We start from the raw sequence: 18,427 nt of genomic DNA, 5'->3' as shown, positions 1-18,427 counted from the left end.
GAACTCCAGTCAGCGCAGGTGTCGGGAGAATGCCCGGCCCGTCAAAGGAGGGCCCGGCCGATGCATGCTCTAGCTTTCATTCAGGACATGGCGGTCATCATGCTGGTGGCCGGCGTGGTGACCATCCTCTTCCATCGCTTCAAGCAGCCCGTGGTCCTGGGCTATATCCTCGCCGGCTTCATCATCGGACCCCATACCCCGCCCTTCGGTCTGATCCACGACGAAGAAAGCATCAAGACCCTCGCCGAGGTGGGGGTCATCTTCCTGATGTTCAGCCTTGGCCTGGAATTCTCCCTGCGCAAGCTGTTCCGCGTCGGTGCCACGGCCTTCATCGCCGCCTTCCTGGAGATCAGCCTGATGCTCTGGCTGGGCTACCAGGTGGGGCAGCTGTTCGGCTGGTCGCACATGGATTCGCTGTTCCTCGGCGCCATCCTGGCCATTTCCTCGACCACCATCATCGTCAAGGCGCTCAACGAGCTGAAGATGAAGCACGAGCGCTTCGCCCAGCAGATCTTCGGCGTGTTGATCGTCGAGGACATCCTCGGCATCGGCATCATCGCCCTGCTATCGGGCCTGGCAGTGAGCGGCTCGGTGGAGCCGGGCGCAGTGGCGGCGACCCTGGGCAAGTTGAGCCTGTTCATGATCGTGGCCTTGGTCATCGGCATCCTGCTGGTGCCGCGCCTGCTGGCCTACGTGGCCACCTTCGACAGCAACGAGATGCTACTGATCACGGTGCTGGGCCTGTGCTTCGGCTTCTGCCTGCTGGTGGCCAAGCTGGAATACAGCGTGGTGCTGGGCGCCTTCCTGATCGGCGCCATCATGGCCGAGTCACGCCAGCTGCTGCAGATCGAGAAGCTGGTGGAGCCCCTGCGCGACATGTTCAGCGCCATCTTCTTCGTCGCCATCGGCCTGCTGCTCGATCCCAAGGTGCTGATCGAGTACGCCTGGCCGATCACCGTGATCAGCGTGGTCGTAGTACTGGGCAAGATCCTCGCCTGCAGCCTGGGTACCCTGATCGCCGGTAACGATGGCCGTACCTCGCTGCGGGTGGGCATGGGCCTGGCGCAGATCGGCGAGTTCTCCTTCATCATCGCCACCTTGGGCATCACCCTGGGCGTCACCAGTCATTTCCTCTATCCGGTGGCGGTGGCCGTCTCGGCGGTCACCACCCTGCTCACGCCCTATCTGATCAGAGCCGCCGATCCGCTGGCCCTGTGGATCGGCAGCTGGTTGCCGCAGCCATTGCAACGGGTACTGGGGGTCTATGGCGAGTGGCTGCGCAGCATCCAGCCCCAGGGGGAGAAGGCGATACTGGCCGGGATGATGAGACGCATCCTGCTGCAGGTCGGTATCAACCTGTCGCTGGTCATCGCCATCTTCCTCGGCGGTACCTATTTCGCCGGTGGCCTGGCCGGCTGGCTGAGCACCTGGATTTCCGACGCCGACATGCAGAAGGCCTGCATCTGGGGTGGCGCGCTACTGCTCTCGCTGCCCTGCCTGATCGCCGCCTACCGCAAGCTCAAGGCGCTGGCCATGCTGATGGCCGAACTCAGCGTGCGCCAGACCCAGGCCGGGCGCTACACCCAGCCGGTGCGACGGTTGGTCAGCGAGCTGATCCCGCTACTGTCGCTGGCGGCCATCCTGGTGCTGCTCGCCGCCCTGAGCAGCAACATCCTGCCGCGCGGCGAGTGGCTGCTGCTGATCGCAGCGGTGGCAGTGGGGGTGATCGCCCTGCTGTGGCGCTGGTTCATCCGCGTGCACTCGCGGTTGCAGATCGCCTTCATCGAGACGCTGGAGCAGGACAAGGGCGGCCAACACTAGGACGCATTTCCCATTCGCAGGCATTGCCGCCCGGGAATCGACGCGGCAGAATCGCTCTAAGTCGGCCGTTTGAATGAGCGGTCCGATGGCAAAGGAATGCGCAATGCAGGAAATGGGCTTGGCTGCCTTCTGCCGTCCGGCAATCTCCCACCGGTGGTCAAGCCCGTTTCCTGCGCCCTTTCAGGGCCGCCAGGCCAGCAGCAGTACACCGCCCCCTATGGCCGCGATGCCGCACCACTGGCGCAGGTCCAGGCGCTCGCCGAGCAGCGCCACACCGAAGATGGCCACCAATACCACGCTCAGCTTGTCCACTGGCGCCACCAGCGAAGCAGGGCCCAGCTTGAGCGCCCGGTAGTAGCACAGCCAGGACAGGCCGGTCGCCACGCCCGAGAGCAGCAGGAACAGATAGGTCCGACCCGTGATGCTGGCCAGAGGCTGTGCCTGGCCGGTAGCGGCGACGATGGCCGCCAGGACCACGACCACCACCAGGGTACGCAGCAGGGTGGCGAAGTCGGCGTTGACGTGCTCCACGCCCAGCTTGCCGAAGATGGCGGTGAGGGCGGCGAAGGCCGCCGCCAGCAGCGCCCAGAACAGCCAGGAGGTGGTCATCCTAGAGCGGCTCGAGCTTGGCGTAGCTCACCATGAGCCACTTGCTGCCTTCGGAGGTGAAGTTCACCTGCACCCGGGCATGGGCGCCGGAGCCTTCGTAGTTGAGGATGACGCCTTCGCCGAACAGCGCGTGGCGCACCGGCTGGCCGAGGCTGAAGGTGGTTTCCGGGACCGGTGCCTGGGCGAAGGGACTGGGGCGGCTGCCGGCGAAGGGCTGCTTGACCGCATTGGACAGCCGCACCTCCTGGATCAGGCCGTCCGGTACCTCGCGGACGAAGCGCGAAACCTTGTTGTAGGTCTCGCTGCCGTAGAGGCGACGGGTCTCGGCATAGCTCATCACCAGCCGGCGCATGGCGCGGGTAATGCCCACGTAGGCCAGGCGGCGTTCCTCTTCCAGACGGCCGGGCTCCTCCAGGCTCATCTTGTGCGGGAACAGGCCTTCTTCCATGCCGGCGAGGAACACCAGGGGGAATTCCAGGCCCTTGGCACTGTGCAGGGTCATCAGCTGGACGCTGTCTTCGTGGCTGTCGGCCTGGGTGTCGCCAGACTCCAGGGCGGCGTGGTCGAGGAAGGCCGCCAGGGGCGTCATCTCCTCGTCACCGCTGAAGTCGAAGGAGCGGGCGGCGCTGACCAGTTCTTCCAGGTTCTCTACCCGAGCCTGGCCCTTTTCGCCCTTTTCTTCCTTGTGGAAGGTGACTAGGCCGGTCTGTTCGATGATCTGCTGCACCAGGTTGTGCAGCGACAGGTCCTCGGCCTTGAGCGCCAGGGTGTCGACCAATTCGACGAAGGCGTTGAGCGCCGCTGCGGCGCGACCGGAGACCGCGCGGGCGCCGACCAGGTCGTGCAGCGCCTGCCACAGCGAGGTGTTCTGGGCGCGCGCGGCGCTGCGCAGGGCTTCCACGGTCTTCTCGCCGATGCCCCGCGGCGGCACGTTGATCACCCGCTCCAGGGCGGCGTCGTCGTGGCGATGCTGGATCAGCCGCAGGTAGGCCATGGCGTTCTTGATCTCGGCGCGCTCGAAGAATCTCAGGCCGCCATAGATGCGATAGGGGATCTTCTCCCGTAGCAGCGCCTCTTCCAGCACCCGCGACTGGGCGTTGGAGCGATAGAGGATGGCCATCTCGCTGCGCTGGGTGCCCTTCTTGAATTCGCTCTCGATGGTCTCGACGATGTAGCGCGCCTCGTCGTGTTCGTTGAAGCCGGCGTAGAGGGTGATGGCCTCGCCTTCGCCGGTATCGGTCCACAGCTCCTTGCCCAGGCGGCCGAAGTTGTGGGCGATCAGGCCGTTGGCGGCCTTGAGGATGGTGTCGGTGGAGCGGTAGTTCTGCTCCAGGCGGATGATCTCCGCCGAGAAATCCTCGTTGAACTGCTGGATGTTCTCGATCTTGGCACCGCGCCAGCCGTAGATGGACTGGTCGTCGTCACCTACCACCATGAGGCTGGCGCCATTCTGGGCGAGCAGCTTGAGCCAGGCGTACTGGACGGCGTTGGTGTCCTGGAATTCGTCCACCAGCAGGTGCTGGAAGCGCCGCTGGTAGTGCTCCAGCAGGCTGGGATTGTTGCGCCAGAGATCCAGGGCGCGCAGCAGCAGCTCTGAGAAATCGATCACCCCGGCGCGGGCACAGGCCGCCTCATAGGCTTCGTAGATGCTGCGCATGGTGCTGAGGAAGAGGTCTCCCGCGGCCTGGATGTGCTGCGGCCGCAAACCTTCGTCCTTCTGGCCGTTGATGAACCACTGCGCCTGGCGCGCCGGCCAGCGCTGCTCGTCGAGGCCCAGCTCGCGGATCACCCGCTTGACGATGCGCTGCTGGTCGTCGCTGTCGAGGATCTGGAAATTCTGTGCCAGGCCGGCCTCCTGCCAATGAGCACGCAGTAGCCGATGGGCCAGGCCGTGGAAGGTACCGACCCACATGCCCTGCGGACTCATACCCAGCAGCTGCTCGATGCGATGGCGCATCTCGGCGGCGGCCTTGTTGGTGAAGGTCACCGAGAGGATGGAGTGCGGCGAGGCGCGCTCGACCTGGATCAGCCAGGCGATACGGTGCACTAGCACCCGGGTCTTGCCCGAGCCGGCACCGGCCAGGACCAATTGCCGCCCCAGGGGCGCGGCCACGGCCTGGCGCTGGGCGTCGTTGAGGGAGTTGAGCAGCAGCGAGATGTCGTCGTTCATCGCCGCATTCTACCGACGCGGGGAAAGGAGCGCCAAACCAGACGGATGGGAGGCGGAGGGGCAGGGCGGGGCGCAAGAGCCTCCGGCCAGCAGGGCTGGCCGGAGCGGGTAGGAAACGCGCGTGGCCGTAACGGCCGGGCCATCAGGCGGCGATCGGCGAACGCCAGTCGTCAGAGCCGGAGGTGCCGGAGACTTCGTGGGTCCAGACGATCTTGCGGTAGGTGAAGTAGACGTCTTCCAGGTGGGTGAAGTGGGCCATGCTCGGGTCCTGGCAGTTGGGCATGCGCGACTGGACGTCGACGATGATGGCGTCTTCCAGTTCGATGGTGAAGTAGTGCTCCTGGGTGCCGGTGGCCGAGGTGCGGTACCACTCCAGGCGGCACTTGTTCAGGCGTTCGCCGGAGGTCAGGGCGTTGAAGATCAGCGGCGAGGCCTTGTCGAAGACCTTGGTGATCATCAGCGGCTTGTGCACGCGCTGGCCGGTGGGCTGGCCGGACTGGGGATCGCGCGGGATGATCACCTGGTGGTTGAAGGCCTGGACCAGGATCTGGTCTTCGTGACCTTCCTGGAAGATGTTGCCGACCGAGTCCTCGGTGAAGGTGCCGGCGGTGATCAAGCCTTGCTTGGTGCCTTCGAGGGACAGATACGCGGGTGTTGGCATGGTGCTCTCCTTGCCTGGTGGATGGGCTTCATGGCCCGGGTGAGCAGTGATCAGACAAACGCCATGCCAGCTCGTGAAAAATCTTTCAAAATCATTGACTTGCTAAAAATCGGCGGCGCCGTGGCAGGGCGACTGTGCGCGGGTGCTCAAGGAGTTGCGCAGAAGCTTGCGCGCCGCTGGAAAAAGTTGACCTGCAGCCGGTAGTCCGGTCCGGTGAAGACTACGCGAAGCCAGGCGCGACGCCCCGTGCGGCCGTGCTGAATCGTAATGAGCAAGAGCCTTGGCAGACGTTATGTAGTATAAGTGCCAGGCACTACATCCCCTCTGCTAGACGAGATACGCCTGTGAACCTCATGCAACACATTGCTCAATCCCGCCACCTGCTGCGCAAGTCGGAGCTCAAGGTCGCCGAGCAGGTCATGGTGGATCCGGCTGCCGTCATGCACAGCTCCATGGCCGATCTGGCCCACAACGTCGGCGTCAGCGAGCCCACCATCGTGCGTTTCTGCCGCGCGATTGGTTGCGATGGCTTCCAGGATCTCAAGCTGCGCCTGGCGCAGAGCCTGGCGGCGGGGGCCAGTTTCGGCCAGTTCGCCATCCACGAGAACGATGCGGTGGAGGACTTCAGCCTGAAGATCTTCGACACCACCCTGCATACCCTGATGGACGTACGTGAGCGCCTCGACATGCGCGCCCTGGAGACGGCCATCGAGGCCATCGCCAAGGCGCAGCGGGTGATGTTCTACGGCTTCGGCGCCTCGGGCTCGGTGGCCAACGACGCCCAGCACAAGTTCTTCCGCCTGCAGCTCAGCGCCACCGCCTATTCCGATCCGCACATGCAGGCCATGTCGGCGGCGACCCTGACGCCCTCCGATGCCGCCATCTGCATCTCCCAGTCGGGGCGGTCCAAGGACCTGCTGATCACCGCCAACCTGGTGCGCGACAATGGCGCCGCGCTGATCACCATCTGCCCGGGACAGACGCCGCTGGCCGATCTGTCGACGGTGAACATCGCTATCGACGTGCACGAAGACACCGACATCTATGTGCCCCTGACCTCGCGCATCGCCCACCTCGTGGTGATCGACGTCCTGGCCATGGGCGTGGCTATGTCGCGCGGACCGGCGCTGGTCGAGCATCTCAAGGGCGTGAAGCGCAGCTTGCGCAGCCTGCGGCTGTCGTCGAAATCGACCAAGCACAGCGACACCCAATAGTCGTCTTACTGTCGCCAAACGGTCACCTGTAAGGGGGAAGCTGCCCATTCCGATCCCAGCCCGGAGGAATAGGCATGACCGCTCTCGTCCAGGAATCCAGCCTTCGTCTCGACAGCAAGACTCGCAGAAAGCTACAGGATCAACGGCGGATGAAGTTTCGCCGCGCCATCGAAGCCCGTGCCGAAGAACAGCGCCTGGCGGTGGAACTCGATGAGCTGCTGTTTCTCAATCAGCTGCTGGACGAGCGCCAGGCCCAGCGCCGGCAGCCGGCTCCAGCGCAATACCTAACGCATTGATCAGGCTGCGCTGACTGCGCAGATAGTCGACGAAGGCTCGCGCCACCGGCGACAGCGGCTTGCTGCGTGGATGGACCACGCACCAGGAGCGCCGTAGCGGCAGGTCGGTGACGTCCAGTTCGACCAGGCTGCCGGCGGCGAGATCGCTGCGAATGGCCTGGCGCGGCAGCAGGGCCAGGCCGAGGCCGGCGCGGACCGCTTCGCGTTGCGCCTCGAAGGCGCCGATCTCCAACTGCTCGGCGAAGTGGGCGCGTTTCTGCTTGAGATAGTCCTCGCAGGCCTGGCGCGTGCCCGAGCCGACTTCGCGGACCAGCAGCGGATAGGCCGTCAGCTCGCGCAGGGTCAGGCCGTTGCGCCCGGCCAGGGCGTGGCCCGGGCGCGCCACGGCGACGATGGCGTTATCCAGCAAGGGCAGGAACTCCAGGTCCGCGCCGCTCGGCACCCCGGACATCAGCGCCACGTCCTCGCGATTTTCCGTCAATCGCCGCAGCACCCGGGCGTGGTTGCCCACGGTCAACGCCAGATTGACCTGGGGATGACTGCTGCGGAACTGGCCGAACAGGTGTGGCGCCAGGTACTGGGCACTGCTTTCCACCCCCAGGCGTAACTGGCCGTGCAGGGCGCCGCGCAGATTCGACAGCTGCATGTCCAGGCTGCCCAGACGGGCGAAGAGATCGCGTCCGGTCTGGCGCAGGGCTTCGCCGGCTTCGGTGAGGTAGAGGGTGCGATTGACGTAGTTGAACAGCGGCGTGCCCACCACCTCTTCGAGTTGGCGGACCTGCAGGCTCACCGCCGGTTGGGTCAGCGCCATGATGTCGGCTGCCCGGCTGTAGGAGCGCGCTTCGCAGACGGCCTCGAATACCTGCAATTGGCGAAAAGTAAGCCGCATCAACGGCTTGCGCATGGGCATCGGCTGCATCCATAAGTTATGACTTATGGAGTATCCAACAATTATTTATTTTCCATAAGAGAGGCCTAGGCGTAGCTTCAAGGCACCGGCAATAACAAGCGGCTGCAGGCTGCAGCAGACAAGGAGCCAGGTGTGATCAAGAAGATACTCATCGCCAATCGGGGCGAGATTGCCGTGCGTATCGTGCGGGCCTGTGCCGAGATGGGCATTCGCTCGGTGGCGGTCTACTCCGATGCCGATCGCCAGGCGCTCCACGTGAAACGTGCCGACGAAGCCCATGGCATCGGCAGCGATCCGCTGGAGGGTTATCTCAATCCGCGCAAGCTGGTGAACCTCGCCGTGGAGACTGGCTGCGATGCCCTGCATCCCGGCTATGGCTTCCTCTCGGAAAACGCCGAGCTGGCGGAAATCTGTGCCCAGCGCGGCATCAGATTCATCGGGCCGTCCGCCGAGGTCATCCGCCGCATGGGTGACAAGACCGAGGCGCGCCGCAGCATGATGGCTGCTGGCGTACCCTGCACGCCCGGCACCGAAGGCAATGTGGCGGATCTCGCCGAGGCCCTGCGCGAAGGGGATCGCATCGGCTATCCGGTGATGCTCAAGGCCACCTCCGGCGGCGGTGGGCGCGGTATCCGCCGCTGCAATTCCCGCGAAGAGCTGGAGCAGGCCTATCCGCGGGTGATCTCCGAAGCGACCAAGGCTTTCGGCTCAGCCGAGGTGTTCCTCGAGAAGTGCATCGTCAATCCCAAGCACATCGAGGCGCAGATCCTCGCCGACAGCCACGGCAACACCGTGCACCTGTTCGAGCGCGACTGTTCCATCCAGCGCCGCAACCAGAAGCTGATCGAGATCGCGCCCAGCCCGCAGCTCACCCCCGAGCAGCGCGCCTATATCGGTGATCTCGCCGTGCGCGCGGCCAAGGCTGTGGGCTACGAGAACGCCGGCACCGTGGAATTCCTGCTCGCCGAGGGCGAGGTGTATTTCATGGAGATGAACACCCGGGTGCAGGTGGAGCACACCATCACCGAGGAAATCACCGGCATCGACATCGTCCGCGAGCAGATCCGCATCGCCTCCGGCCTGCCGCTGTCCTTTGCCCAAGAAGACGTCCAGCACCGCGGCTTCGCCCTGCAGTTCCGCATCAACGCCGAAGATCCGAAGAACAACTTCCTGCCGAGCTTCGGCAAGATCACCCGCTACTACGCACCCGGCGGACCGGGGGTACGCACCGACACGGCCATCTATACCGGCTACGTGATCCCGCCGTACTACGACTCCATGTGCCTAAAGCTGATCGTCTGGGCGCTGACCTGGGAAGAGGCCATGGATCGCGGCTTGCGCGCCCTGGACGACATGCGCGTGCAGGGGGTGAAGACCACCGCGCCCTATTACGAGGCCATCCTGCGCGATCCGGAATTCCGCAGCGGGCGCTTCAACACCAGCTTCGTGGAAAGCCATCCGGAGCTGACCCAGTACTCGATCAAGCGCAACCCGACGCACCTGGCCATCGCCATCGCCGCCGCCATCGCCGCCCATGCCGGTTTGTAAGGACGACAGAACAATGAAAACCATCCAGATCACCGACACCATCCTGCGCGACGCCCACCAATCGCTGCTGGCGACCCGCATGCGCACCGAAGACATGCTGCCGATCTGCGCCAAGCTCGACCAGGTCGGCTACTGGTCGCTGGAAGTCTGGGGCGGCGCCACCTTCGACGCCTGCGTGCGCTTTCTCAAAGAAGATCCCTGGGAGCGCCTGCGCCAGCTGCGCAAGGCCTTGCCCAATACCCGCCTGCAGATGCTCCTGCGTGGCCAGAACCTCTTGGGCTACCGGCACTACAGCGACGACGTGGTCGAGGCCTTTGTCGAGCGCGCCGCGGCCAATGGCACCGACGTCTTCCGCATCTTCGATGCTATGAACGATGTGCGTAACCTGGAAACCGCCATCCGCGCGGTCAAGGCGACCGGCAAGCACGCCCAGGGCACCCTCTGCTACACCACCAGCCCGGTGCATACCGTGGCGGCCTTCGTCGACCAGGCGCGGCGCATGGCTGACCTGGGCGTGGATTCCATCGCCATCAAGGACATGGCTGGTCTGCTGACACCCTATGCCACTGGCGAGCTGGTCAAGGCGCTCAAGGAGGCCCTGACCCTGGACGTGGTGGTGCATTCCCACGACACCGCCGGGGTGGCCGCCATGTGCCAGCTAAAGGCGGTGGAGAATGGCGCCGATCGCATCGACACGGCGATCTCCAGCATGGCCTGGGGCACCAGCCACCCAGGGACCGAATCCATGGTCGCGGCCCTGCGCGACACGCCCTATGACACCGGCCTGGACCTGGAGCTGCTGCAGGAGATCGGCCTGTATTTCCATGCGGTGCGCAAGAAGTACCACCAGTTCGAGAGCGAGTTCACCGGCGTCGACACCCGGGTGCAGGTCAACCAGGTGCCGGGCGGGATGATTTCCAATCTGGCCAACCAGTTGCGCGAACAGGGCGCCCTCAATCGCATGAACGAGGTGCTGGAAGAGATCCCGCGGGTGCGCAAGGACCTGGGCTATCCGCCCCTGGTCACCCCGACCTCGCAGATCGTCGGTACCCAGGCGTTCTTCAACGTGCTGGCCGGCGAGCGCTACAAGACCATCACCAACGAGGTGAAGCTCTATCTGCAGGGCCGCTACGGCAAGGCGCCGGGCGAGATCTGCGAGCAGTTGCGCAAGCAGGCCATTGGCCAGGAAGAGGTCATCGACGTCCGTCCCGCCGATCTGCTCAGCCCGGAACTGGCGCGCCTGCGGGCCGACATCGGTGACCTGGCCCAGAGCGAAGAAGACGTCCTGACCTTCGCCATGTTCCCCGACATCGGCCGCAAGTTCCTCGAGGAACGCGCAGCCGGCACCCTGGTGCCGGAAGCCTTGCTGCCCATCCCCAGTGCGGATGGCGTGGCGGCAGTGGGCGGCCAGGGCGTGCCGACCGCCTTCAGCGTCGACGTGCATGGCGAGACCTATCAGGTAGACATCACTGGCATCGGCCTGAAGACCGAGGGCAAGCGGCACTTCTATCTGTCCATCGACGGGGTGCCGGAAGAGGTGGTGTTCGAGGCCAGTGGCGACTTCGTCGCCGATGGCGGCCAGCGGCGGCGCCAGGCGGAGCGTCCGGGCGACGTCAGCACCACCATGCCGGGCAACATCGTCGAGGTGCTGGTGAAGGAGGGCGACCAGGTCAAGGCCGGGCAGGGCGTGCTGGTCACCGAAGCCATGAAGATGGAAACCGAGATCCAGGCGCCCATCGCCGGCACGGTCACCGCGGTGCGGGTGGCCAAGGGTGACCGGGTCAATCCGGGCGAAGTCTTGATCGAAATCGAAGGCTGAGATCACTTCGATTTCCCTTGGGGCCCTCGGGCCCCTTTTTTGTTTCCGAAAGAAGGCTAGTCGGGCTGGTCGTCCGGACGCAGGCGCCAGGCGCCCTCGTGCCGTTCGGCCAGGCCGCGTTGCTCCAGGTCGCTTAGATAGCGGCGTAGGCCACGCTCGCCACGGCGCTGAAAGAACGGCAACAGGCGCGGCAGCAGATCGGGCACCAGCATCGCCAGGCGACTCAGCCAGAGTTCGCCAGCGCGCGGGGCGCTTTCCAGACGCGGTCGATCCAGCACCCGGACCAGCAACCGCGCCACCGTCTCGGGTGACTGGGGCGGATCCATGAATTGCAGGGCATTGCCGCCGGCGATGGCCTCGTGGCGCAGCATCGGGGTGTCGGTGGCCGACGGCAGGACGCAGCAGACGCGGATGCCCTGGGGCGCGAGATCCTGGGCCAGGGCGAGCATGGCGCCGCGCAGGCCGAACTTGCTGGCGCAATAGACGGGGCTCTCCGGGGTGGGAAAGATGCCCGCCAGGGAGACGGTGGTGACCAGCCGGGCATTGGTCGAGCGTCGGAGCAGGGGGATAGCCAGCCGCGAGAGCAGCAGGGGGGCCAGCAGGTTGATGTCGAGTTCCTGGCGAATGCTGGCCGGACTGCGTTCGGTCAGGGGGCCAACGCGGACGATGGCGGCGTTGTTGACCAGGGCGTCGAGGCGACCGCAGCGCTGCTGGACGAAGTCGATCAGGGCGGCCAACTGGTCTTCGTCGCAGAGATCAGCGGCGTAGGTCAGGGTGGCTTCGCCCAGCTCGGCGCGCAGGGCGGCCAGGCCCCTGGCGTCGCGATCCACCAGGACCAGCTGGACCGGCCGGCGGCTGAGTTGCCGCGCCAGGCATTGACCGATGCCGCCGGCGGCACCGGTGATCAGGATAACGTCGCTCATGGGCAGGCTCGCTCAGGACGGGGTGGGCAGGCTGGCCGGAAGCGGCTCGGGCGCCTGGCGCAGGGGATCGAAATAGCCCGGGGTCAACGCGCTCCAGCCCAGCCGGCGCCGCAGCTGGCGCAGGTAGTTCTGCAGGGCGTGCACCTCCAGGTAGACGGCGTGGCGTGGCGAGTCGACGAAGCGGATGCCGCCGGAGAGGTCCGGATCGTCCTGCTGGATCAGCGCCTGGAATTCGCGGGCCTGATGCGGGCGCTGGAGCTGGTCGGCCAGGTGACAGGCGATCAGGTGGGCCTCCTGGTCGAACAGCTTGTAGGCGCTGGAGTTGGTTTCCAGATAGCCGATGCCGAATAGATTGGCGTGCTCGCGACTGAAGATGGACAGATAGAGCTGCGGGCGGCCGTGCTGCCAGGTGAAATAGTCGGCGGCGTAGCGGCAACTCCAGCGATAGCCGGTGGCATAGAGCACCAGGTCGAGACTCTCCCGGCTGCCATCGCGAAACACCACCTGGTCGCCCTCGAAGTGGGAGACATCCGGACGCGCCTGGATATTGCCGTGCTGCAGGTGGTGCAGCAGCTGGCTGTTGAGCAACGGATGACTCTCGAACAGGCGATGGTCCGGCTTGGGCAGACCGAAGCGGGTCAGGTCGCCCTGCAGCAGGCGCAGCAGCCCCTGGAACAGCGGCCGTTCCAGCCACAGCGGCAGGCGCGGACCGCGTTCGCCGAAGACGTCCGCCGGCACGCCGAAGAGGTGCTTGGGGATGAAGTGGTAGCCGCGCCTCAGACTGATGAAGGCGCGCTCGGCATTGGCGGCGGCGTCGCAGGCGATGTCGGCCCCGGAATTGCCAGCACCGACGATGAGCACCCGCTTGCCCTGGAATTCCGCCGCGCGCCGGTAGCTGACCGCATGGCGGATCTCGCCGCTGAAGTGCCCCGGAATCTCCGGCAGGTTGGGGTCCCAGTTGCAGCCGGTGGCGCAGATCAGTGCCCGATAGCGGCGGCGTTCACCGCTGTCGAGGGTGACGATCCAGCGGCCATCTGCATCCTTGTCGACCCGTTCGACGGCGGTGTTGAAGCGGGCCTGGGCATAGAGGCCGAAGGTGCGGGCGAAGGCGCGCAGGTAGTCGAGGATCTGGCGATTGCCGGGATAGTCGGGAAAGGCGCGGGGCATCGGATAGTCGAGAAAGCCCGAGAGGTCTCGCGACGAGATGAAGTGGGCGGATTCGTACATGGGCGTGCCGGGGTTATCCAGGTCCCAGACGCCGCCGAAGTCGCTGTGGCGCTCGAATTGCTCGTAGTCCAGGCCGCGGCGCTTGAGGGCGCGGGCCATGCACAGGCCGCCGGGGCCGCCGCCGACGATGCAGATGCGCTCGCCGCAGTCCTGGTAGGGAAGGTCGTCGTTCATGCGGGTCTCCAGGCGTGGGTGTCGAGGCAACCTTAGCGGCGGGTGGAGAGGCCACGGCAGGGTGGCGGCGGCCAGGGAAGGGGGCCGAAACGGACAGCCGTTGCCGAGGGATTTTCGTCCGCTCGCCACTGGGTTAACGTCCGGCCAGGTTCTCGCCCGAGGAGCGTCGTCATGCCGGACCCCGTCGATCCGCGCTTTTCCCGTGCCTCGGCGCCGCCCCAGGTGTCACGGCTGCTGCTGCGCGTGGCGGCCGAACGCCACGCTGACGTGGAGCGACTCTGCCGTGGCCTGGGGTTCACGGCGGCCGACGTGCAGCGACCGGGCTTTCGCCTATCGCACCGGCAGGGCTATCTGCTGGTCAGGCGCTGCCTGGCGCAGCTGGGTGACGACGGCCTGGGCTTGGCGGTCGGCGCCCGGCAGACCAGCGTCTCGCTCGGTCTGGTCGGCCTCGGCATGCAGGCCTGTGCCACCCTGGGTGCGGCCCTGGAGCTGGGGTTGCACTACCAGCAGCAGGCCGGCGCCATGCTCGACTACGGCCTGGAGCAGGGGACGGCGGCGGTGCGGCTGGTGCTGACGCCACGCTTCCACGAGCCGGCGGTGACCGCCTTCTACATGGAGGAAGGGCTGGCCAGCGTACTGGGTGTCGCCCGCCACCTGGCCGGGACCCGACTGCCGCCGCGGGCGCTGAGCCTGGACTATCCCGCTCCGCCACATGGCGAGCGCTATGCGGCCTTGTTCGAGTGCCCGGTGCGTTTCGCCGCGCCGGCGACCGCCATCGAATTCGACCCTGCCTGGCTGGACCTGCCCCTCGCCACCCGCGACGACGCCGTGGCCGCCGAGGTGATCGAATTGCTGGGCGCGGCTGGCGGTTGCGATCCGCTGCGAACAGATCTGGTCGAGGGCCTACAGCGCGAGATCCGCAAGCGGCTGGATGCGCCGCCGACCCTGGCGCAACTGGCCGCGCCGCTCAATCTCAGCGAACGGACCCTGAGACGCCGGCTCGAAGCGGCGGGTACCCGTTATCAGGCGCTGGTCGACGAAGCACGTCGTGATCGCGCCCTGACGCTGCTCGGCCGGGCTGACCTGGCGTTGGCCGAGGTGGCCTTCCAAACCGGCTTTGGCGATCTGCGCAACTTCCGCCGGGCCTTCCGACGCTGGACGGGCCTGGCGCCGCAGGAAGCCCGTCGCCGCCTGAGGACGCCGTTAGAGGAGGGCGACTAAGCATCGCTCCTGGCTCGTCGGATCTCTCGCGCCCAAGAGGTTTAGGTCATCTCTATTTATCCGATTGAGAAAAAGCACTAACACCTCTCGATAGGGTCTGCTATTTAATATAGCCAAGGCTATAACGATCCCGGGAGGATTCGCGATGCTGAAAGATCTCAAGAAACGCGCCCTGCGTGGTCTGCTGGACAAGCTGCTCGACCAGCCTGTCGGACGTCGTCCGCTGGAGACCCAGCCCGAGCGCTCGCGCGGCATGACGGCCCAGGCTGCACACTGATTCCTGCCGATCAGGCACAGGCCGCCTGGCCTCTGCACTCCTCATCAGCGCCTTGATCATGTCTTGAACGAGGCGCCTTGCCCTGTATGTCTTTGTCCTTCACCCCTCTCATCCCAGGTTACAAAGTCTCCCTGCACCTCTGATAGGTTGTGCTATCTAATTTAGCCAAGGCTATAACCACCGAGAGGCGGGCCGGATGCTGGAGAAGACGAGACGCTGGACCCTGGCGGGTCTGCTGGGATTGCTGCTGGGGAATGCCGCCCAGGCCGCCGAGCCGTTCAAGGTGGTGACCACCTTCACGGTGATCGCCGACATGGCGCGCAACGTGGCGGGCGACGCCGCGCGGGTGGAATCCATCACCAAGCCCGGCGCCGAGATCCACAACTACCAGCCCACTCCGGGCGATCTGCTGAAGACCCGCGATGCCCAGCTGGTGCTGTGGAATGGCCTGAACCTGGAGCTCTGGTTCGAGCGCTTCTTCAGCCGCATGAAGGACGTGCCCAGTGCGGTGGTTTCCGAGGGAATTGAGCCCATCGCCATCGCCCAGGGTCCCTATGCCGGCAAGCCCAATCCCCATGCCTGGATGTCGCCGCAGGCGGCGCTGGTCTACATCGACAACATCCGCGATGCCCTGGTGCAGCACGATCCGGCCAATGCCGAGACCTACCGGCGTAACGCCCAGGCCTACAAGACGCGCATCACCGCCACCCTCGACCCCCTGCGCCAGCAGTTGCAGGCGATTCCCGAACCGCGCCGCTGGCTGGTGTCCAGCGAGGGCGCCTTCAGCTACCTGGCGCGCGACCTGGGGCTCAAGGAGCTCTATCTCTGGCCGATCAACGCCGATGCCCAGGGCACCCCGCAGCAGGTCCGCCGGGTGATCGAGACGGTGCGCGCCGAGCGGATTCCGGCGGTGTTCAGCGAGAGCACCGTCTCTGCCGCACCAGCCGAACAGGTGGTGCGGGAGAGCGGCGCCCGTTACGGCGGGGTGCTCTACGTGGATTCCCTGAGCGCGGCCGACGGCCCGGTCCCCACCTATCTCGACCTGCTGCGAGTGACCACCGAAACCCTGGTGCAGGGGCTGGCGCCATGATCGTGCTCGACGGGGTCAGCGTGACCTATCGCAACGGCCATACCGCCCTGCGCGAGGCCAGCCTAGTGGTCCCCGGCGGCTCCATCACCGCCCTGGTGGGCGTCAACGGCAGCGGCAAGTCGACGCTGTTCAAGGCGATCATGGGCTTCGTGCCGGTCCGTTCCGGCCAGGTGCGGGTCGCTGACCTGCCGGTGGCCCAGGCGCTCAAGCGTAACCTGATCGCCTATGTGCCCCAGAGCGAAGACGTGGACTGGGACTTTCCGGTACGGGTGGAAGACGTGGTGCTCATGGGCCGCTATGGACGGATGAATTTCCTCCGCCTTGCCCGCGCCGCCGATCATCAGGCGGTAGATGCCGCCCTGGCCCGGGTGGGGCTGACCGAGTTGCGCAAGCGGCAGATCGGCGAACTCTCCGGGGGCCAGAAGAAGCGCGTCTTCCTCGCCCGCGCCCTGGCCCAGGACAGCCGGGTGATCCTCCTGGACGAACCCTTCACTGGCGTGGACGCCACTTCCGAGCGCGCCATCATCGAACTGCTCCAGGCGCTGCGCGCCGAAGGGCGTTCGATGCTGGTCTCGACCCACGACCTGGCCAGCATCGAGCGCTTCTGCGACCGCACCGTGCTGCTCGACCGTACCGTACTGGCCCAGGGACCGACCGCCGAGGTCTTTACCCAGGAAAATCTGGAACGCACCTTTGGCGGCGCCCTGCGGCTGTTCGACGGCGCTCGATCGGCGCCGCGGCGGCGGGAGCGTGCCTGATGGAAGGGCTGCTGGAACCCCTGGCCTACGGCTACATGAGGAATGCCCTGGGCGCGGCGGCGCTGGTGGGCGGGTTGTGCGCCTTTCTCTCCGCCTACCTGATGCTCAAGGGCTGGTCGCTGATCGGTGATGCCCTGTCCCATGCAGTGGTGCCCGGCGTGGCCGGCGCCTATCTGCTCGGCCTGCCGCTGGCCCTGGGCGCCTTTCTCGCCGGCGGCGCGGCGGCCGGGGCCATGCTCGGGCTGCGGCACTACACCCGGCTCAAGGAAGACGTCATCATCGGGCTGATCTTCAGCGCCTTCTTTGGCGGCGGGCTGTTCCTGGTGTCCGTGGCGCCAGTGGCGGTGGACATCCAGACCATCGTCTTCGGCAACATCCTGGCGATCACCCCCGAGGCCAGTCGCCAGTTGCTGATCGTCGCCGCCGTCTCCCTGTTGGTGCTGCTGCTGAAGTGGCGCGATCTGCTGCTGGTGTTCTTCGACGAGGGCCAGGCGCGCGCCTGCGGTCTCAATCCCAAGGCATACAGGCTGTTGTTCTTTACCCTGCTGGCGCTGAGCACCGTGGCGGCGATGCAAACGGTGGGCGCCTTTCTGGTCATCGCGCTGGTGGTGACGCCGGGGGCGACGGCCTATCTGCTCAGCGATCGCTTCTCGCGGGTGGTGCTGATCAGCGTGGCCATCGGCGTCGGCAGCGGGCTGCTGGGCACCTACCTCAGCTACTTCCTCGATGGCGCCACCGGTGGCTGCGTGGTGGTCTTGCAGACGCTGGTGTTCCTGTTGGCCTTCGTCCTGGCGCCGCGTCACGGCCTGCTGGCCAACCGACGGCGGGCACGGCAGACGGCGGAGGCGGGCTGATGGAGTGGCTGCGGCTGACCGTCGAGGTCGATTTCCTGCGCCAGGCGCTGCTGATGGCCGTGCTGGTGGCGGTGCCCACGGCGCTGCTGTCGTGCTTCCTGGTACTCAAGGGCTGGGCGCTGCTGGGCGACGCCATCGCCCACGCGGTCTTTCCCGGCCTGGTGCTGGCCTCGGCGCTGGGCGCACCGCTGGTGGTAGGGGCCTTCGTCGCCGGGCTGGGTTGCGCCCTGGCCACCGGTTATCTCAAGCGCCACAGCCGGGTGAAGCAGGACAGTCTGATGGGCGTGGTCTTTTCCGGCATGTTTGGCCTGGGGTTGGTGCTGCACGCCAGGCTGCCTACCGAGCTGCACCTGGACCACATCCTGCTCGGCGATCTGCTGGGAGTGACCCCGGCGGCCTTCTGGCAGATGACGGTGATTGCCGCCGTGGTGGTGGTGGCGCTGGCCTGCCGCTGGCGTGACCTGTTGGTGCTGGCCTTCGATGCCGCCCAGGCGCGGGCGCTGGGGCTGCCGGTGGCGCTGCTGCACTACGGCCTGCTCGGCCTCATCGCCCTGACCGTGGTCGGCGCTCTGCAGGCAGTGGGCATGGTACCGGTGGTGGCGCTGCTGATCGCCCCGGGGGCGACTGCCTTTCTGCTGACCCGCTCCTTTGGCATGATGCTGCTGGTGGCCACGGCGCTGGCGGTGACGGCGGCCCTGGGCGGCGTGCTGCTGAGTCTGGCCTGGGACAGCGCCCCGGCGCCGACCCTGGTGGTGTTGCTGACCGCGGGCTTTCTGCTGGCCCTGACATGGCGCCTGTGGCGGGATCGACGTCGCTCGGGCGATAAGGGCGTTCAATCGGCCTGATGTAATCGGT

Annotated in this window: 17 protein-coding genes; 11 read left to right on the top strand and 6 right to left on the bottom strand. The window is 66.1% G+C overall.

The window, feature by feature from the left end; genetic code table 11:
- Positions 1-60 precede the first annotated feature (60 nt).
- A complete protein-coding gene (locus tag QZ471_RS15830; RefSeq protein ID WP_295465439.1) occupies positions 61-1,821 on the top strand; it encodes a cation:proton antiporter in 1,761 nt (586 codons plus the stop codon).
- 180 nt (positions 1,822-2,001) lie between these two features.
- Here the strand turns inward: QZ471_RS15830 and QZ471_RS15825 are convergent, their stop codons facing one another.
- The 3 genes from QZ471_RS15825 to QZ471_RS15815 all read right to left on the bottom strand — a co-directional run bounded on the left by QZ471_RS15825 (position 2,002) and on the right by QZ471_RS15815 (position 5,261).
- On the bottom strand, positions 2,002-2,430 hold the full coding sequence (locus QZ471_RS15825; protein ID WP_295465437.1) for an EamA family transporter: 429 nt from the start codon (positions 2,428-2,430) through the stop codon (positions 2,002-2,004).
- Position 2,431: 1 nt separating this feature from the next.
- Positions 2,432-4,600 (bottom strand): DNA helicase II, encoded by a 2,169-nt coding sequence (gene uvrD / locus QZ471_RS15820; protein WP_295465435.1) that lies wholly within the window; start codon positions 4,598-4,600, stop codon positions 2,432-2,434.
- A 142-nt stretch (positions 4,601-4,742) separates the two neighbouring features.
- Entirely contained in the window at positions 4,743-5,261 is a 519-nt protein-coding gene (locus tag QZ471_RS15815; RefSeq protein WP_059228695.1) for an Hcp family type VI secretion system effector, read from the bottom strand.
- A 344-nt stretch (positions 5,262-5,605) separates the two neighbouring features.
- Between QZ471_RS15815 and hexR the strand changes: the two genes are divergently transcribed.
- Both hexR and QZ471_RS15805 read left to right on the top strand, forming a co-directional pair.
- Complete coding sequence (gene hexR / locus QZ471_RS15810; RefSeq protein WP_295465432.1) at positions 5,606-6,475, top strand: transcriptional regulator HexR; 870 nt, start codon at positions 5,606-5,608, stop codon at positions 6,473-6,475.
- Positions 6,476-6,549: 74 nt separating this feature from the next.
- Positions 6,550-6,771, top strand: coding sequence for a PA3496 family putative envelope integrity protein (locus QZ471_RS15805; RefSeq protein WP_295465430.1), 222 nt, complete (start codon positions 6,550-6,552; stop codon positions 6,769-6,771).
- Here the strand turns inward: QZ471_RS15805 and QZ471_RS15800 are convergent.
- On the bottom strand, positions 6,701-7,675 hold the full coding sequence (locus QZ471_RS15800; RefSeq protein ID WP_295465954.1) for a LysR family transcriptional regulator: 975 nt from the start codon (positions 7,673-7,675) through the stop codon (positions 6,701-6,703). The genes QZ471_RS15805 and QZ471_RS15800 overlap by 71 nt on opposite strands.
- A gap of 138 nt (positions 7,676-7,813) precedes the next feature.
- Between QZ471_RS15800 and QZ471_RS15795 the strand changes: the two genes are divergently transcribed.
- Together QZ471_RS15795 and oadA are read left to right on the top strand one after the other, a co-directional pair.
- The gene (locus QZ471_RS15795; protein ID WP_295465428.1) at positions 7,814-9,229 is read left to right on the top strand and encodes an acetyl-CoA carboxylase biotin carboxylase subunit; all 1,416 of its coding nucleotides are present in this window, start codon (positions 7,814-7,816) and stop codon (positions 9,227-9,229) included.
- 13 nt (positions 9,230-9,242) lie between these two features.
- Positions 9,243-11,048 carry a sodium-extruding oxaloacetate decarboxylase subunit alpha gene (gene oadA, locus QZ471_RS15790; protein ID WP_295465426.1) on the top strand — a complete coding sequence of 602 codons (1,806 nt, stop codon included), beginning with the start codon at positions 9,243-9,245 and terminating at the stop codon, positions 11,046-11,048.
- A 56-nt stretch (positions 11,049-11,104) separates the two neighbouring features.
- On the opposite strand, the gene QZ471_RS15785 is transcribed toward oadA, so the two are convergent.
- Both QZ471_RS15785 and QZ471_RS15780 read right to left on the bottom strand, forming a co-directional pair.
- Positions 11,105-11,971 (bottom strand): SDR family oxidoreductase, encoded by an 867-nt coding sequence (locus tag QZ471_RS15785; protein WP_295465425.1) that lies wholly within the window; start codon positions 11,969-11,971, stop codon positions 11,105-11,107.
- Positions 11,972-11,983: 12 nt separating this feature from the next.
- Positions 11,984-13,372: an NAD(P)-binding domain-containing protein gene (locus tag QZ471_RS15780; RefSeq protein WP_295465423.1), complete on the bottom strand. Its 1,389-nt coding sequence runs from the start codon at positions 13,370-13,372 to the stop codon at positions 11,984-11,986.
- Between the two features lie 171 nt (positions 13,373-13,543).
- Between QZ471_RS15780 and QZ471_RS15775 the strand changes: the two genes are divergently transcribed.
- The 6 genes from QZ471_RS15775 to QZ471_RS15750 all read left to right on the top strand — a co-directional run bounded on the left by QZ471_RS15775 (position 13,544) and on the right by QZ471_RS15750 (position 18,417).
- Complete coding sequence (locus QZ471_RS15775; RefSeq protein WP_295465421.1) at positions 13,544-14,593, top strand: AraC family transcriptional regulator; 1,050 nt, start codon at positions 13,544-13,546, stop codon at positions 14,591-14,593.
- Between the two features lie 145 nt (positions 14,594-14,738).
- On the top strand, positions 14,739-14,870 hold the full coding sequence (locus QZ471_RS15770; RefSeq protein ID WP_295465419.1) for a hypothetical protein: 132 nt from the start codon (positions 14,739-14,741) through the stop codon (positions 14,868-14,870).
- A gap of 196 nt (positions 14,871-15,066) precedes the next feature.
- The gene (locus tag QZ471_RS15765) at positions 15,067-15,960 is read left to right on the top strand and encodes a metal ABC transporter substrate-binding protein (protein WP_295465417.1); all 894 of its coding nucleotides are present in this window, start codon (positions 15,067-15,069) and stop codon (positions 15,958-15,960) included.
- The gene (locus QZ471_RS15760; protein ID WP_295465415.1) at positions 15,957-16,718 is read left to right on the top strand and encodes an ATP-binding cassette domain-containing protein; all 762 of its coding nucleotides are present in this window, start codon (positions 15,957-15,959) and stop codon (positions 16,716-16,718) included. The genes QZ471_RS15765 and QZ471_RS15760 overlap by 4 nt, the downstream gene beginning before the upstream one ends.
- Positions 16,718-17,572, top strand: coding sequence for a metal ABC transporter permease (locus QZ471_RS15755; protein WP_295465413.1), 855 nt, complete (start codon positions 16,718-16,720; stop codon positions 17,570-17,572). Before QZ471_RS15760 ends, QZ471_RS15755 begins: the two co-directional genes overlap by 1 nt.
- Entirely contained in the window at positions 17,572-18,417 is an 846-nt protein-coding gene (locus QZ471_RS15750; protein WP_295465411.1) for a metal ABC transporter permease, read from the top strand. The genes QZ471_RS15755 and QZ471_RS15750 overlap by 1 nt, the downstream gene beginning before the upstream one ends.
- The last annotated feature ends 10 nt before the right edge of the window (positions 18,418-18,427 follow it).

Origin of the sequence: uncultured Pseudomonas sp. (genome assembly GCF_913774235.1) — a bacterium.
In the GTDB taxonomy this organism is placed as follows: Bacteria; Pseudomonadota; Gammaproteobacteria; order Pseudomonadales; family Pseudomonadaceae; genus Chryseomonas.
This window is presented reverse-complemented; position numbering and strand designations above follow the sequence as displayed.

What these genes read in the sequence shown, in the direction of transcription:
- uvrD (WP_295465435.1), bottom strand. Translation starts at nt 4,600, where the DNA reads ATGAACGACGACATCTCGCTGCTGCTCAACTCCCTCAACGACGCCCAG.
- oadA (WP_295465426.1), top strand. Translation starts at nt 9,243, where the DNA reads ATGAAAACCATCCAGATCACCGACACCATCCTGCGCGACGCCCACCAA.
- QZ471_RS15785 (WP_295465425.1), bottom strand. Translation starts at nt 11,971, where the DNA reads ATGAGCGACGTTATCCTGATCACCGGTGCCGCCGGCGGCATCGGTCAA.
- QZ471_RS15805 (WP_295465430.1), top strand. Translation starts at nt 6,550, where the DNA reads ATGACCGCTCTCGTCCAGGAATCCAGCCTTCGTCTCGACAGCAAGACT.
- QZ471_RS15755 (WP_295465413.1), top strand. Translation starts at nt 16,718, where the DNA reads ATGGAAGGGCTGCTGGAACCCCTGGCCTACGGCTACATGAGGAATGCC.
- QZ471_RS15800 (WP_295465954.1), bottom strand. Translation starts at nt 7,675, where the DNA reads ATGCGCAAGCCGTTGATGCGGCTTACTTTTCGCCAATTGCAGGTATTC.
- QZ471_RS15830 (WP_295465439.1), top strand. Translation starts at nt 61, where the DNA reads ATGCATGCTCTAGCTTTCATTCAGGACATGGCGGTCATCATGCTGGTG.
- QZ471_RS15750 (WP_295465411.1), top strand. Translation starts at nt 17,572, where the DNA reads ATGGAGTGGCTGCGGCTGACCGTCGAGGTCGATTTCCTGCGCCAGGCG.
- QZ471_RS15765 (WP_295465417.1), top strand. Translation starts at nt 15,067, where the DNA reads ATGCTGGAGAAGACGAGACGCTGGACCCTGGCGGGTCTGCTGGGATTG.
- QZ471_RS15780 (WP_295465423.1), bottom strand. Translation starts at nt 13,372, where the DNA reads ATGAACGACGACCTTCCCTACCAGGACTGCGGCGAGCGCATCTGCATC.
- QZ471_RS15825 (WP_295465437.1), bottom strand. Translation starts at nt 2,430, where the DNA reads ATGACCACCTCCTGGCTGTTCTGGGCGCTGCTGGCGGCGGCCTTCGCC.
- QZ471_RS15770 (WP_295465419.1), top strand. Translation starts at nt 14,739, where the DNA reads ATGCTGAAAGATCTCAAGAAACGCGCCCTGCGTGGTCTGCTGGACAAG.
- QZ471_RS15775 (WP_295465421.1), top strand. Translation starts at nt 13,544, where the DNA reads ATGCCGGACCCCGTCGATCCGCGCTTTTCCCGTGCCTCGGCGCCGCCC.
- QZ471_RS15760 (WP_295465415.1), top strand. Translation starts at nt 15,957, where the DNA reads ATGATCGTGCTCGACGGGGTCAGCGTGACCTATCGCAACGGCCATACC.
- QZ471_RS15815 (WP_059228695.1), bottom strand. Translation starts at nt 5,261, where the DNA reads ATGCCAACACCCGCGTATCTGTCCCTCGAAGGCACCAAGCAAGGCTTG.